Annotated in this window: 13 protein-coding genes; 4 read left to right on the forward strand and 9 right to left on the reverse strand. The window is 67.0% G+C overall.

The features are described from left to right. Window positions 1-14 precede the first annotated feature (14 nt). From pheT to thrS, 6 genes are all read right to left on the reverse strand, one after another. Window positions 15-2396: a phenylalanine--tRNA ligase subunit beta gene (gene pheT / locus EZ304_RS04865; protein ID WP_142806440.1), complete on the reverse strand. Its 2382-nt coding sequence runs from the start codon at window positions 2394-2396 to the stop codon at window positions 15-17. Between the two features lie 83 nt (window positions 2397-2479). After that, window positions 2480-3475 (reverse strand): phenylalanine--tRNA ligase subunit alpha, encoded by a 996-nt coding sequence (locus tag EZ304_RS04870; RefSeq protein ID WP_142806441.1) that lies wholly within the window; start codon window positions 3473-3475, stop codon window positions 2480-2482. Between the two features lie 193 nt (window positions 3476-3668). Continuing rightward, on the reverse strand, window positions 3669-4028 hold the full coding sequence (gene rplT / locus EZ304_RS04875; RefSeq protein WP_005410435.1) for a 50S ribosomal protein L20: 360 nt from the start codon (window positions 4026-4028) through the stop codon (window positions 3669-3671). An 11-nt stretch (window positions 4029-4039) separates the two neighbouring features. After that, a complete protein-coding gene (gene rpmI, locus EZ304_RS04880) occupies window positions 4040-4237 on the reverse strand; it encodes a 50S ribosomal protein L35 (protein ID WP_005410436.1) in 198 nt (65 codons plus the stop codon). Window positions 4238-4503: 266 nt separating this feature from the next. Continuing rightward, window positions 4504-5046, reverse strand: a complete 543-nt coding sequence (gene infC, locus EZ304_RS04885) for a translation initiation factor IF-3 (RefSeq protein ID WP_079222586.1) — start codon at window positions 5044-5046, stop codon at window positions 4504-4506. 48 nt (window positions 5047-5094) lie between these two features. Next, window positions 5095-6996, reverse strand: a complete 1902-nt coding sequence (gene thrS, locus EZ304_RS04890; RefSeq protein ID WP_142806442.1) for a threonine--tRNA ligase — start codon at window positions 6994-6996, stop codon at window positions 5095-5097. 429 nt (window positions 6997-7425) lie between these two features. On the opposite strand from thrS, the gene EZ304_RS04895 reads away from it, so the two are divergent. Genes EZ304_RS04895 through EZ304_RS04905 form a run of 3 tightly spaced genes read left to right on the forward strand, consistent with a single transcriptional unit; the run spans window position 7426 to window position 9555 of the window. Next, window positions 7426-7722, forward strand: a complete 297-nt coding sequence (locus EZ304_RS04895; protein WP_049434122.1) for a hypothetical protein — start codon at window positions 7426-7428, stop codon at window positions 7720-7722. Continuing rightward, complete coding sequence (locus EZ304_RS04900) at window positions 7722-7985, forward strand: hypothetical protein (RefSeq protein ID WP_142806443.1); 264 nt, start codon at window positions 7722-7724, stop codon at window positions 7983-7985. The genes EZ304_RS04895 and EZ304_RS04900 overlap by 1 nt, the downstream gene beginning before the upstream one ends. Window positions 7986-7995: 10 nt before the next feature. Next, window positions 7996-9555 (forward strand): PepSY-associated TM helix domain-containing protein, encoded by a 1560-nt coding sequence (locus EZ304_RS04905; protein WP_142806444.1) that lies wholly within the window; start codon window positions 7996-7998, stop codon window positions 9553-9555. A gap of 24 nt (window positions 9556-9579) precedes the next feature. On the opposite strand, the gene EZ304_RS04910 is transcribed toward EZ304_RS04905, so the two are convergent. Both EZ304_RS04910 and EZ304_RS04915 read right to left on the reverse strand, forming a co-directional pair. Next, the gene (locus EZ304_RS04910) at window positions 9580-9984 is read right to left on the reverse strand and encodes a VOC family protein (RefSeq protein WP_142806445.1); all 405 of its coding nucleotides are present in this window, start codon (window positions 9982-9984) and stop codon (window positions 9580-9582) included. A 97-nt stretch (window positions 9985-10081) separates the two neighbouring features. After that, on the reverse strand, window positions 10082-11272 hold the full coding sequence (locus EZ304_RS04915; RefSeq protein WP_142806446.1) for a glycoside hydrolase family 18 protein: 1191 nt from the start codon (window positions 11270-11272) through the stop codon (window positions 10082-10084). A 222-nt stretch (window positions 11273-11494) separates the two neighbouring features. Here EZ304_RS04915 and EZ304_RS04920 point away from each other — a divergent pair, with 222 nt between their 5' ends. Further along, on the forward strand, window positions 11495-12493 hold the full coding sequence (locus EZ304_RS04920; protein WP_260678264.1) for a tetratricopeptide repeat protein: 999 nt from the start codon (window positions 11495-11497) through the stop codon (window positions 12491-12493). 121 nt (window positions 12494-12614) lie between these two features. Here the strand turns inward: EZ304_RS04920 and pnp are convergent, their stop codons facing one another. Continuing rightward, entirely contained in the window at window positions 12615-14723 is a 2109-nt protein-coding gene (gene pnp / locus EZ304_RS04925; RefSeq protein ID WP_032128652.1) for a polyribonucleotide nucleotidyltransferase, read from the reverse strand. Window positions 14724-14827: the final 104 nt, after the last annotated feature.

Below are 14827 nucleotides of genomic sequence, written 5' to 3' on the forward strand. Positions count from 1 at the left end.
CGAGTGCTGCCCGCTCAGCCGCGGATCCGGGCGTGGTGTTCACGCTCGATGGCAGTGACCGCCTCGGCCACCACCGCATCCACGTCGCGGTCCGTCAGAGTGCGCGACTTGTCCTGCAAAATCAAGCCCATAGCGAGACTCTTGAATCCCGGCTCGACGCCCTGGCCGACGTAACGGTCGAACAGGTTCAGGTCGCGCAGCAGCGGACCGGCAGCCTGGCGGACGGTGGCCGCCAGATCGGCCCAGGCCACCTGTTCAGGCACCAGGAACGCCAGGTCGCGACGCACCGCCGGGAAGCGCGACAGCTCGCCGGCACGCGGCAGGCGGCGGGCCGTCAGCGGCTCCAGGTCCAGCTCGAAGGCGTACACATCGGCTTCGATGTCCATCGCCTTGGCCAGCCGCGGGTGGACCTGGCCAATCCAGCCAATCGCCACGCCATCACGGAACACCTCGGCCGAACGGGCCGGGTGGCCGTAGGCACGGGCCGACGGACGGAACTCCAGCTGCGCGCCACTGGCGGCGGCCAACGATTCCAGGTCGCCCTTCAGGTCATGGAAATCGACCTTGCGGGTCGGCAGGCCCCACTGCACCGCCTGCGCATCGCCACAGACGGCAGCGGCCACGCGCGGGGTTTCCAGCGGTGCGGGCTGGCCGTCGCCAGCCTGCTGGGCGAACACACGGCCGATCTCGAACAGGCGCACGCGGCCCAGCTGGCGCGCGGCATTGCGGCCCAGCGTGGCGACCAGGCCGGGCAGCAGCGACGGACGCATCACCGCCAACTCCGCCGACAGAGGGTTGGCCAGCGGCACCAGGCCGTCGCGCAGCTGCCACTGGGTCAGCAGCGCGTCGTCGACAAAGGCGAAGTTGACGGTTTCCTGCTGGTCACGAGCGACCAGCTGGCGACGCACGCTCAGCGCGTCCAGCTGGGTCTCGCTCGGCATCGCCACGCGCGAGGCACCGCCCGGCAGCGTGGTCGGGATCTGCTCGTAACCGTGGATGCGGGCCAGTTCTTCGATCAGGTCTTCTTCGATGGCAATGTCGAAGCGACGGCTCGGCGCGGCGACCTGCCAGCCGTCGGCGGTGGCGACCACGTCCATGCCCAGCGCGCGCAGGATGCGCTCGACTTCGGCGTCGTCGATGGTGATACCGAGCACGCGGGTGATGCGGGCGCGGCGCAGCTCGATCGTCGCCGGCTGCGGCAGGTCATCGACGCGCACGGCCTCGGTGACCGGCGCCGGGGTACCGCCGGCCAGGTCCAGCACCAGCCGGGTGGCGTATTCGATGGCGGTGCGCGGCAGCGCCGGATCGACGCCGCGCTCGAAGCGGTGGCCGGCATCGGTGTGCAGGCCGAGCTTGCGGCCACGGCCCATGATCGCGGCCGGAGCGAAGTGCGCGGCCTCCAGGAACACGGCGGTGGTGGCATCGGTGACACGGGTGTCGAAGCCGCCCATCAGGCCGGCCAGGCCGACCGCACGGTCCGCATCGGTAACCACCAGGAAGCTGTCGTCCAATGCGGCATCGCGACCGTCCAGCAGCTTCAGGCTCTCGCCAGCGCGCGAACGACGCACGGCGATGCTGCCCTGCAGGGTGCCGAGGTCGTAGGCATGCATCGGCTGGCCCAGCTCCAGCATCACGTACTGGGTGATGTCGACCAGCAGCGAGACCGGACGCACGCCGCTGCGGCGCAGGCGTTCGGCCATCCACAGCGGGGTCGAGGCGGCGGCGTTGACGCCTTCGATGACGCGGCCCAGGTAACGCGGCGCTTCGGCGCCGGCGTCGAGCTGGATCGACAGTTCGCGGCTGCCGACCGGCGCAATGGCATCGGCGGCGAAATCCAGCACTGCGCTGCGGGTGGCCGCAGCGACGTCGTAGGCAATGCCACGCAGGCTGAAGCAGTCGGCGCGGTTCGGGGTCAGCTTGATCTCGATGCTGGCGTCCGGCAGCCCCAGGTACTCGACCAGGGACTGGCCGACCGGTGCGCCGTCCGGCAGCTCCAGCAGGCCGGACGCATCATTGTCCAGGCCCAGCTCCTTGGCCGAGCACAGCATGCCGTTGGACTCGACGCCGCGCAGCTTGGCCGGCTTGATCTTCAGCTCGCCGATCTGCGCACCGACCATCGCCAGCGGCGCGACCAGGCCCGGACGCGCGTTCGGTGCGCCGCAGACGATCTGCAGCAGCTCGCCCTGCCCGGCATCGACCTTGCACACCTGCAGGCGATCGGCTTCGGGATGGCGTACGGCTTCGACGATGCGTGCCACGACCACGTGGTCGAGGCCGTCGCCAAGCGCGGTCACCTCTTCCACTTCCAGACCGATGGCGGTCAGCACCGCGCTCAGTTCATCGCGCGGGGCGGAGGTCGGGACGTGGCTGCGCAGCCAGTTTTCGGAGAATTTCATGGTGTCACCCTGGTGGGCCCGGCGCATGCGCCTGGGCCTGCGTTGTTGAGTCCGCCGGGCATGGCCCGGCGCTACCTAGTGCGTTACGCGAACTGCTTCAGGAAGCGCACGTCGTTCTCGAAGAACGCGCGCAGATCGTTGACGCCGTAGCGCAGCATCGCGAAACGCTCCACGCCCATGCCGAAGGCAAAGCCGGTGTAGCGCTCCGGATCGATGCCAACATTGCGCAGCACGTTCGGATGCACCATGCCGCAGCCGAGCACTTCCAGCCAGCGGGTGCTGCCATCGGGCTGCTGCCAGGCGATGTCCACTTCCGCACCCGGTTCAACGAACGGGAAGTAGCTGGGGCGGAAGCGCATCTCGAAGTCGCGCTCGAAGAACGCGCGCACGAACTCGGCCAACGTGCCCTTCAGGTCGGCGAAGGTCGAATGCTCGTCCACCAGCAGGCCTTCCACCTGATGGAACATCGGCGAATGGGTCTGGTCGCTGTCGCTGCGGTACACCTTGCCGGCGGCGATCATGCGCAGCGGCGGCGCGTGGTCGCCCATGTAGCGCACCTGCACACCGGAGGTATGCGTGCGCAGCAGGCGGCCGTCGCCGAAGTAGAAGGTGTCGTGCATGGCGCGCGCCGGGTGGTGCGGCGGGAAGTTCAGCGCCTCGAAGTTGTGCCAGTCATCCTCGATCTCCGGTCCTTCCGACAGCTCGTAGCCCAGCCGGCCGAAGATGCCGGTGATGCGCTCCAGGGTGCGGGTGATCGGGTGCAGGCCGGCACGGTCGCCATTGCGGCCCGGCAGGGTGATGTCGATGGCTTCGGCAGCCAGGCGCGCATCCAGTGCCGCGTCTTCCAGCAACGCCTTGCGCTCACCCAGCGCGCGGGTCAGCGCGTCGCGGGCCTGGTTGATCGCTTCACCGGCGGCCTTGCGCTCGTCGGCCGGCAGGGCGCCGAGCTGCTTGAGCTGCGAGGTGATGCTGCCACTCTTGCCAAGCAGGGCCACGCGCAGCTGTTCCAGCACGTCGGGGCTCTCTGCGGCGGCCACATCGGCCAGCGCCTGGGTGGTGAGGGATTGGATGTCGCTCATGGGGGGCCGGAACTCCAGTCGATCTGCCATCGCGATGCGCGAAGGGCCGACCCCTGTCGCCACCGCCGTCCCCGCGCTGCCGTCGTAGCCTCGCCGGGACCCAAAAAAGAATGGGGAAGGACTTGCGCCCTTCCCCATGCATTGCCTTGACCTGACACCGTTCCGAGTGAACGGTTACGGCATCGGGAAGGACTTATGCCGCCAGCGCGCCCTTGGCCTTTTCGGCCAGCGCAGCAAAACCGGCTGCGTCGTGCACGGCGATGTCAGCCAGGACCTTGCGGTCCAGGGTGATGCCGGCCTTCAGCAGACCGTTCATGAAGCGGCTGTAGCTCAGGCCGTTGATGCGGGCAGCCGCATTGATACGGGTGATCCACAGCGAACGGAAGTTGCGCTTCTTCTGCTTACGGCCGATGTAGGCGTACTGCTGTGCCTTGATGACCGCCTGCTTGGCGACGCGGAAGACCTTGCGACGGGCGTTGTAATAGCCCTTGGCGAGATCCAGAATCTTCTTGTGGCGGCGACGCGCCTGTACGCCACGCTTAACTCGTGCCATTTTTCAGTTCCTCAGAGGTAAGGGAGCATGCGGTCCAGACGGCCTGCGTCTTCTGCACGGACATGGCCCGTCTGACGCAGATTACGCTTACGCTTGGTCGCTTTCTTCGTGAGGATGTGGCTACGGTTGGCGTGGCCGCACTTGTACTTGCCCGAGGCGGTCTTGCGGAAACGCTTGGCCGCTGCCCGGTTGGTCTTGATCTTGGGCATTGCAATGTCCTTGATGGGATATGACCCTGGTTTCTGACTGATCTGGCGGCGGCCTGGGCCGCTCTTTCCGTCCTGCCATGATCGGCGTACGACCCGTCCTGGGTGGGTCGAGCCGGGCATGATACAGGCAAAACCGCCCTGCCACCAGCCCCCGCAACCCTTTTGCCGGCAATTCACCGGCCTGCCGCAAAAGCAAAGGGACGCCAGCGGCGCCCCCTTACCCTGAACCATTCAGCCAGGCGCCCCGGAAGGCAGCCCGTCAGGCCTCAGGTCTTCTTCTTCGGCGCGATCATCATGACCATCTGACGCCCTTCCAGGCGCGGACGGGATTCGATGACGATGTCCTCGCCCAGATCGGTCTCGATCCGGTTGGCCATCTCGCGACCCAGTTCCTGGTGGCTCATTTCACGGCCACGGAAGCGGATGTTGACCTTGATCTTGTCGCCTTCCTCAAGGAAACCGCGCATCTTGCGCAGCTTGATCTGGTAGTCGCCCTCGTCCGTGACCGGACGGAACTTCACTTCCTTGATCTCGACCTGCTTGGTCTTCTTCTTGGCCTCGCTGGCCTTCTTCTGCGCTTCGAACTTGAACTTGCCGAAGTCCATGATCTTGCAGACCGGCGGATCGGCCTGCGGCTGGATTTCGACCAGGTCCAGGCCTTCATCTTCGGCCATGGACAGCGCTTCGTCGCGCGACAACACGCCGATCATTTCTCCGTCACTGCCGATCACGCGGACGCGCGGCACACGGATTTCCTGATTCTTGCGGTTCTGTTTGTTGTCAGGGGTGCTGATATTACGTTCTCCCAAGGGTATCGAACCGGCCCGGGTGCCTGTGCCCCCGGACCGGACCTTTGCTTACGCGCCCTCGGCGTGGAGCCGCTCGATGAAGGCCTGCAGGCTCATGCTGCCCAGGTCTTCGCCAGAACGCGTACGCACCGCCACAGCCCCATTTTCCTTCTCGCGGTCACCAATGACCAGCAGGTAGGGCACGCGCTGCAACGTATGCTCGCGGATTTTATAGCCGATCTTCTCGTTACGCAAATCCGAGCTGACGCGGAAGCCTTGCTCCGCAAGGGTTTTGGTCACGCCCGAGACGTAGTCGGCCTGGGCGTCGGTGATGTTGGCCACCACGACCTGGGTCGGCGCCAGCCAGGCCGGGAACTGGCCGGCATGGTGCTCGATCAGGATGCCCAGGAAGCGCTCCATCGAGCCAACAATGGCGCGGTGCAGCATGACCGGGTGCTTCTTCTGGCTGTTCTCGTCCACGTACTCGGCGCCCAGGCGGCCCGGCATCATGAAGTCGACCTGCATCGTGCCCAGCTGCCAGGTACGGCCGATGGCGTCCTTCAGGTGGTACTCGATCTTCGGGCCGTAGAAGGCGCCCTCGCCCGGCAGCTCCTGCCATTCCACGCCACAGGCGGTCAGCGCCGAGCGCAGCGCGCCTTCGGCCTTGTCCCAGGTGGCGTCGTCGCCCAGGCGCGATTCCGGGCGCAGGGCGATCTTGATCTGGATCTCGTCGAAACCGAAGTGCTGGTAGACCGCCAGCGCCTGCTGGTGGAACGCCGTCACTTCCGATTCGATCTGGCTCTCGGTGCAGAACACGTGGCCGTCGTCCTGGGTGAAACCACGCACGCGCAGGATGCCATGCAGCGCGCCGGACGGCTCGTTGCGGTGGCAGGAACCGAACTCACCGTAGCGGATCGGCAGGTCGCGGTAGCTGTGCAGGCCCTGGTTGAACACCTGGATGTGGCCCGGGCAGTTCATCGGCTTGACCGCGTAGGTGCGCTTCTCCGACTCGGTGAAGAACATGTTGTCCTGGTAGTTGTCCCAGTGGCCGGACTTCTTCCACAGGCTCACGTCCAGGATCTGCGGGCAGCGCACTTCGCCGTAGCCGCTGTTGCGGTAGACCTTGCGCATGTACTGCTCGACCACCTGCCACAGCGCCCAGCCCTTCGGATGCCAGAACACCAGGCCCGGCGCCTCTTCCTGCAGGTGGAACAGGTCCTGCTGCTTGCCGATGCGACGGTGGTCGCGCATTTCAGCTTCTTCGATGCGCTTGATGTACGCCTCAAGCTGCTTCTTGTCGGCCCAGGCGGTGCCGTAGATGCGCTGCAGCTGCTCGTTCTGCGCGTCGCCGCGCCAGTAGGCGCCGGAGATGCGGGTCAGCTTGAAGGCCTTCAGGAAGCGCGTGTTCGGCACGTGCGGGCCGCGGCACATGTCCACGTATTCCTGGTGGTAGTACATGCCCATCGCCTGGATGTCGTCGGACATGTCCTCGATCAGGCGCAGCTTGTAGTCCTCGCCGCGGGACTTGAAGATCTCGATCACTTCGGCGCGCGGCGTCATCTTCTTGATGACGTCGTAGTCCTGGGCGATCAGCTCACCCATGCGCTTCTCGATCGCGGCCATGTCGTCCGGGGTGAACGGGCGCTCGGAGTAGATGTCGTAATAGAAGCCTTCGGCGATCACCGGGCCGATCACCATCTTCACGTCCGGGTACAGCTGCTTGACGGCGTGGCCGACCAGGTGGGCGCAGGAGTGGCGGATGATCTCCACGCCCTCCTCGTCCTTGGCAGTGATGATGCGCAGGCTGGCATCGTGGTCGATGACGTCGCTGGCATCGACCAGCACGCCATCCACGGCACCGGCGATGGTGGCCTTGGCCAGGCCGGCGCCGATCGACTGGGCGACGTCCATGACGCTGACGGGGTTTTCGAATTCGCGGCGGCTGCCGTCGGGAAGAGTAATGTTGATCATCGCAGTGGCTTCGTGCGGGGCCCGCGGGGCGGGCTGGAAAGCGTTCCCGGGGCGGCGCCCGGGCAATAAAAAAGCGCCGCGAGGGCGCCTGGAACACAGGGCCTTCGGGGGCAGGTCAACAGTGGGCGGTGGTAGTGCTCATGTCACACGCTCGGCCGGCGCTGGGCGCGGGCCACCTTGTTCCAGTCAGGGTTCGGCGATGATCTTAAACCAGTGCACGGGAAAGCCCAAGGCCCACCGTACGGTCCCCTGAATGGGTCTCGCTGGCGGCGTGAAATTGCAATGATTACCATGTCGGCGCAGGCCGCCCCGTGCCAGCCTGCCCGCTTTCCCCCAGGACCCCGTGATGCGCCACCCGCTCCGACCGGCTCCCGCCGGCCCCGCCCGTGCCCCGCGTTCGCCGGCCCGCTGCCGCGCCGGCCGCCCGCGATGATCACCGTCGGCCTTTCCACGCTCGGCTTCTGCAGCCTGGGCATGCTGGCAGCGATGTTCTCGGCGCTGGCCTTCTATGCCGCCTCGCCGCACTGCCGCTGGCCGCGCCTGCGCCGCGCCGGCCGCCTGGGCCGCCAGATCGGCCTGGTCGCCGCTGCCGCCGCGCTGTGGCTGTGGATGGCCGAGCTCGGCTTTGCCGCAGGCCTGGTGGCGATGCTGTGCACCTGGATGCTGGCCGCCATGCTGCTACCGGCGCTGGCCGCCTGGCACCGTCCCGGCCCGGAGTCGCCCTGATGTGGCCGCGCGCCTTCGCTGGCATCGTCGCCGGCTTCCTCCTCGCCGCGGCCGCGACCGGTCTGCTGGCATGGCTGCCGCCCGGCCCCTGGCAGCGGGCGCTGGTACCGACCCTGATCGCCTTCATCCCGCTGTGGATGCTGGCCGCCCTGTGGGCGTTCAGTTTCCGCAGCGCGCTGCGCGCCTGGCTGGTGCTGGCCGGCAGCGCCGCCGCCGGCTTCGCCGTGCTCGGGCTGCTGCGCCTGACCGGCGCAGTGCAATGAGACCCGCCCCATGAAATTCAGCTCTCAGACCCTGCGCACGTTCACCACCCTGCACACCTGGGTCGGCCTGGTGGCCGGCTTCGGCCTGTTCGTGGCCTTCTATGCCGGCGCGTTGACCCTGTTCCACCACGACCTGCCGCTGTGGCAGACGCCTGGCGCAGCCACCGCGCTGCCGGCCGGGCTGGACGATGCGCAGTACCTGCTGGAGGACGTGCTGGCCACACATCCGGAAGCCCGCCGCCACGTCGGCATGACCTTCCCCGGCGCCGACCATCCGCAACCTCTGGCGTACTGGCAGGCCGATGACGGCAGCTGGCGCTACGCCTGGCCGGGGCAGATCGCCGGCAGCCCCACACCACCGCAGACCGGGCTGGCGGAACTGGTCAACGAGCTGCATTACAGCCTGGGCCTGCCGGTGGCCGGCATCTACGTGATGGGCATTGTCAGCCTGCTGTATGGCATGGCGCTGCTGAGCGGCCTGGTGATCCATCTGCCGAAGCTGTTCGGTGACCTGTTCGCTCTGCGTCCGGGCCGCAACCTGAAGCAGCTGTGGCAGGACGCGCACAACGTGATCGGCGTGCTGAGCCTGCCCTTCCACCTGATGTTCGCGGTGACCGGCGCCCTGCTCTGCCTGGTATTCGTGCAGATGGCCCTGCTCAACCCGCTGATCTTCGACGGCAAGGCCCTGCAGGCGGTGCCAACAGCAATGGACACCGCGCCGGTCCGGGAAGCCACCGGCATTCCGTCGCCGCCGGGCAGCCTGCGCGTGCTGCATGCGCGGGCGCTGGAAGTAGCGCGCGCGCAGGGCGTGACCAGCTTCGAGCCGGCCTACCTGAAGCTGGCCAACGCCGGCGACGCCAACGCCACCATCGAGATCACCGGTGAATCCACTGGCACGCTCGGCCCACTCGGCGCTGTGGCGCTGGACGTTGCCACCGGCAATGTACTGGCGACCCAGCTGCCGGGCCAGCGTGACGCCAACCACGCCACGCTCAGCGCCGCCTATGCGCTGCACTTCGGCGAGTTCGGCAACGGCGTGGTGGTCTGGCTGTATTTCCTGCTCGGCCTTGGCGGTGCCTTCCTGTTCTACTCCGGCAACCTGTTGTGGATCGAGTCGCGGCGCAAGCGACGCCAGCCGCAGCAGCCACGCGCCGGTGTGAACATGGCGCGGGCCACGGTCGGCGTGTGCATCGGCCTGTGCGTGGCGATCTCGGTGGCATTCGCCAGCGCGCTGGTGCTGGAACGGCTGGCACCGGCGGCGGTCGATCACGGCATCCGCTGGGCCTGCTTCGGCAGCTGGGCAGTCTGTGCGTTGTGGGCGGCATTGCGCCGCCCGGCACAGGCCGCACGCGAGCTGCTGTGGGCTGCGGCGATCAGCACCGCGCTGGTGCCGATCCTGCACGGCGCACTCAGTGGCGACTGGCTGTGGCGCGCCGCCGCGCAGGGCCATTGGCCGCTGTTCTGGATCGATGCCATCGCGCTGGCCATGGCCTTTGGCTTCGCCCGCCTGGCAGTCGCCAGCCAGCGTCGCGCCCGCAACGGCGATCCGAACAGCGTCTGGGCCAACTGAGCCTTCGCCGGGTATGGCCCGGCGCTATCGGAGCAGGTGCGCTTCGTCCGGGTAACGGCTGACTTCGATCAGGTTGCCATCCGGGTCGCGGAAGTACACCGATTCGATCGGACCCAGTGCGCCGGTGCGGGCCACCGGCCCTTCCTCCACCGCGACGGCCTGCGCCTGCAGGTGCGCCAGCACATCGGCCATGGCGGTAGGTGTGATCAGGCAGAGATCGGCGCTGCCCGGCGTGGGTTGCAGCGCATGCGGCTGCAGCGGGGCACTGGCCGGATGCAGGTTGATCTTCTGCCGGCCGAACTGCAGCGCGGTACGGCCGGCGCCGAAGCGCACGACCTGCATGCCGAGCACGCGCTGGTAGAAATCACAGCTGCGTTCGATGTCGGCCACGGTGAGGACCAGATGGTCCAGGCGTTCGAGATGGATCATGCCCGCAGCGTAGCGCTGCGGGCATTGCTTCGATGTGCGGGTTTGGGCCGATGACGTTGCGGCATCCGTCGGGCATGGCCCACCGCCAGCGGGTGGCTCAATCGCCGCCGCGTGCCTTCTGCCACGGGGCGAGCATGGCGTTGAGCAGGCTGGCCTGTTCGTCGTCGCCGGTCAGCTCCCACATGAACACGCCGGCCAGGCCTTGCTCGCGCGCGAACTGCGCACGCAGGCCGATCGAGCGCGGGTCCTCATAGCTGATGAAGATCTTCTGCGCGGCGTTGTACAGCCACGGGCTCTGTGCCTGCGGCTGCCAGTGCTTCGTCCAGCCCGGCTGGTCGAGATAGCGCGCCTTGATCACCCGCCAGTCGCCGGCATCGGCCGGTGCACTGTAGGCCTGGTACAGCCCATCCGGGGCGTCGCCGGTGACCTTGAAGCCGCGCCCGTAGAACGGCACGCCCAGCACCAGCTTGCCGGCCGGCACGCCGTGCTCGCGGTAGTACTGCACCGCGCCGGCCACGTTGTTCCAGCGCCGCAGCTCCGGTGCCAGTGGGTCGGCCGCCACCTCATGCAGCGGCGCGTTGAAGGTCGACACCGCCGAGAAGCCGGTGCCCATGTCGTAGCTCATCAGGTTGATGAAATCGAACACCTTGGCCAGCGCCGGCAGGTCGTAGCTGGCGGCCGGATCGTAGGGGCCATCGGTCTGCAGGCGACCGGCGGCCAGCGCGGCGGTCAGCAGCATCGGCTGCCCCGCCTTGCGACCGCGCGCATCGAGTGCCACGCGGAACGCCTGCGCGAGCCGGGTCAGGTTGGCGCGATCCTGCGGACGGTGCGCCAGCTCCCTGGGGCCGCCACTGACCGGGAACTCCCAGTCGATATCCACCCCATCAAAGCTGCCGGCGTGGCGATCGAAGAACAGCGCCATGCACGAATCCACCAACCGTTTGCGGCTGGCCTCGGTCAGCGCTGCATCGGAGAATCCACCTGCGCCCCATCCGCCGATTGAGATCAGCGTGCGCAGGTGCGGGTGCGCCTTCTTCAGCTCGGCCAGCGCAGCGAAATTCTTCGGCGCTTCGGCACCGATCGTGCAGCGCCCGTCCTCGATGGTCGAGAACGCGTAGAACAGGTGGGTGAGGCGCTCGGCCGGAATGCTCGACACCGGGTAGCGCTCGGCCGAACCACCGGGGTAGTAGGCACCGAAGATCGGTGGCTGCGCGGGCGCCGCATGCACGGCAATGGGCAAGGCACCGGCAATCAGCACGGCAAGGACAGCCACGGTCTGGCGGAACATGGGATCTCCCGGTTCGAAGGCGCAGCCACGTTAGCAAACCGATGAGGCCGTGGGACCGATGTCGTGGCATGTCGTCCTGTGGACAGCAACGATCGGCCAGAGGGCGACAACGTGGCAGTCATGCCGCTGCCATCATGCATTGCAGCAGGACACGCACCGACGCAGCGCACCGGCTCCCCTGCATCGGCTATGGTGGCCGCGGATCTTCAACCGCACATGGACATGAGCACCGATCACGACACCACTCCCGACGGCGACCTGCAGGACGGCGCATCCCTCGACGAACACCAGATACTGGAAGCGCGCGCCTACGACGCATTCCACGAAGGCGACCTGCCGCAGGCGGTGGAGCTGTTCGGCGAACTGATCGCCATCGCTCCCGAGGTGCCTTACCTGCACTACATGCGCGGGCTGGCGCACAAGTACCTGCGCAACTGGCCGGCGTCGCTGCAGGACAACCTCCAATCGGAGCAGCTGCGCGGGGAATTCGATGTCGCCACCGCGTGGAATGCCGGAATCGCGGCCACCGGCATGGCGGACTGGGCCGAAGCACGACGCCAGTGGACCCGCTGTGGCATCACCCTGCCCGAGGGCGAAGGCCCGATCGAGGGCAACTTCGGCGTGGCCTGCATGCGCCTGGCGCCGTGGTCCGGCGCCGAAGTGGTGTACATGAGCCGCATTGATCCGGCGCGTGCACGCATCGACAACGTACCGCTGCCCGAAAGCGGCTTCCGCTTCGGCGACATCGTGCTGCATGACGGCGCATCGACCGGCCGCCGTACGTACGGCGAACACGAGGTGCCGGTGTTCAATGCACTGCAGCGCCTGCAGTCATCGGACATGGCGACCTTCACCGTGTTCGTGCAGTGCGATTCAGCCGACGACATCACTGCCCTGGGGGCCATGAACCTGCCCGGCATCGGCATGGTCGAGGACTGGACCGCGACCGTGCGCCGGCTGTGCCGCCGCTGCAGCTATGGCACCCCGCATCGGCATGACGACGAGGCCGGGAACGATGACGACGGTGGCTGGAGGCGCGAGCGCGACCTGGGCATCGCCGCGCAGGGCCGGGCCGCGGTGGAGACGCTGCTGGCGACGTGGACCGCGGCGGGAGCGGGGCGCGTGCTGGAAGCCATCGAACAGCGCGAGCATCCATTGAGTGCCCCCGAGCCGGGCCAGGTGTGGTGGCTGGGGGAGGAGGAAGACGGCGCGCAGGTGTAAGGACCAACCGTCCTCCGCCACAGGATCGCGGGCAAAGAAAAAGCGGGCCGAAGCCCGCTTTTTCATCTGCGAAGGTGTGAGGACCAACGGTCCTCACCCGCCGCACAATCGGCAGTACCGATTATTCGGCGCTGACGGCGTCGCCTTCTTCCACGGCCTTCATCGACAGGCGGATACGGCCCTGCTTGTCGACTTCCAGCACCTTGACCTTGACCACATCGCCTTCCTTCAGCACGTCGCCGACCTTCTCGACGCGGTCGCTGGAGATCTGCGACACGTGGACCAGGCCGTCCTTGCCCGGCAGGATGGTGACGAACGCACCGAAGTCCATGATCTTGGCGACCTTGCCTTCGTAGATGCGGCCCGGCTCGACGTCCGAGGTGATCTGCTCGATGCGGGCCTTGGCGGCCTGGGCAGCGATGGCGTTGACCGAAGCGATGACGATGGTGCCGTCATCCTGGATGTCGATCTGGGTGCCGGTTTCCTTGGTGATGGCCTGGATGGTCGAACCACCCTTGCCGATCACTTCGCGGATCTTGTCCGGGTGGATCTTGATGGTCAGCAGGCGCGGCGCGTAGTCCGACAGCTCTTCACGCGGAGCGGTCAGGCCGTGGGCCATTTCGCCCAGGATGTGCAGACGGCCAGCCTTGGCCTGCTGCAGAGCCTGCTTCATGATCTCTTCGGTGATGCCTTCGATCTTGATATCCATCTGCAGGGCAGAGATGCCCTCAGCGGTACCGGCCACCTTGAAGTCCATGTCGCCCAGGTGATCCTCGTCACCCAGAATGTCGGACAGGACGACGAAGCGCTCGCCTTCCTTGACCAGGCCCATGGCGATACCGGCAACCGGCGCCTTCACCGGCACGCCGGCGTCCATCAGGGCCAGCGAGGAACCGCAGACCGAGGCCATCGACGAGGAACCGTTCGACTCGGTGATTTCCGAGACGACGCGGATGGTGTACGGGAAGGCTTCCAGCGACGGCATGACAGCCAGCACGCCGCGCTTGGCCAGGCGACCGTGGCCGATTTCGCGGCGCTTCGGGCCCATCATGCGGCCGCACTCACCCACCGAGAACGGGGGGAAGTTGTAGTGGAACAGGAAGTTTTCCTTGTACTCACCGGCAACGGCGTCGATGACCTGGCCGTCACGGGCAGTGCCCAGGGTGATGGTCACGATGGCCTGGGTTTCGCCGCGGGTGAACAGCGAGGAACCGTGGGTACGCGGCAGCACGCCGGTCTTCACGGCGATCGGGCGGACGGTGTCCAGCGCACGGCCGTCGATGCGGACCTTGGTGTCCAGCACCGAGTCACGCATGGTGCGGTATTCCAGCTCGCCGAATTCCTTCGACAGCTCGGCCGGGTTCCAGCCCTCGGCAGCCACGCGGCCAGCCAGGGTTTCGACCACGTCCTTCTTGATCGCCGAGATGGCGTCGCGGCGCTGCAGCTTGTCGCGCACCTGGAAGGCTTCGCCCAGGCGCGGGCCGATGGCTTCCTTCAGGGCGGAGATCAGCGCGTCGTTCTTGGCCGGGGCTTCCCAGGTCGACGGCTTGGTGCCGGCTTCGACGGTCAGCTCGTTGATCGCGTTGATGACCTTCTGCATTTCGCGGTGACCGAAGGTCACGGCGCCCAGCATCACTTCTTCGGACAGCAGCGCGGCTTCGGATTCGACCATCAGCACGGCGTTGGAGGTACCGGCGACGACCAGCTCCAGCTGCGAGTCAGCCAGTTCGCTGACGGTCGGGTTCAGGATGTACTCGCCGTTCTTGTAACCGACCTTGGCAGCGCCGATCGGACCCATGAACGGGGTGCCGGCCAGGGCCAGGGCAGCCGAGGCGCCGATCAGGGCCGGGATGTCGCCGTCCACGTCCGGGTTCAGCGACATGACCGTGGCGATGATCTGCACTTCGTTCTTGTAGTCTTCCGGGAACAGCGGGCGGATCGGACGGTCGATCAGACGCGAGATCAGGGTTTCCTTCTCGGTCGCACGGCCTTCACGCTTGAAGAAACCACCCGGGATACGGCCGCCGGCATAGAACTTTTCCTGATAATCGACGGTCAGCGGGAAGAAGTCCTGGCCTTCGCGCGCGCTCTTGGCGGCGACGGCGGTGACCAGCAGTACGGTGTCGTCCATCTTGACGATGACGGCACCGCTGGCCTGACGGGCGACTTCGCCGGTCTCGAGCGTGACGGTGTGCTTGCCGTACTGGAAGGTTTTGGTGATTTTTGCCACGGAGGGTGTCCTTGGGGATGCTGTCTGCGAATTTGGACCGTCGGCGACCCTTGCCGCCAGCGGGTGGCCGGATCGTTCCGGCCTGAATCGGGGATTGCAGTGCT

It is taken from the genome of Stenotrophomonas maltophilia (genome assembly GCF_006974125.1).
Classification (GTDB): Bacteria; Pseudomonadota; Gammaproteobacteria; order Xanthomonadales; family Xanthomonadaceae; genus Stenotrophomonas; species Stenotrophomonas maltophilia_O.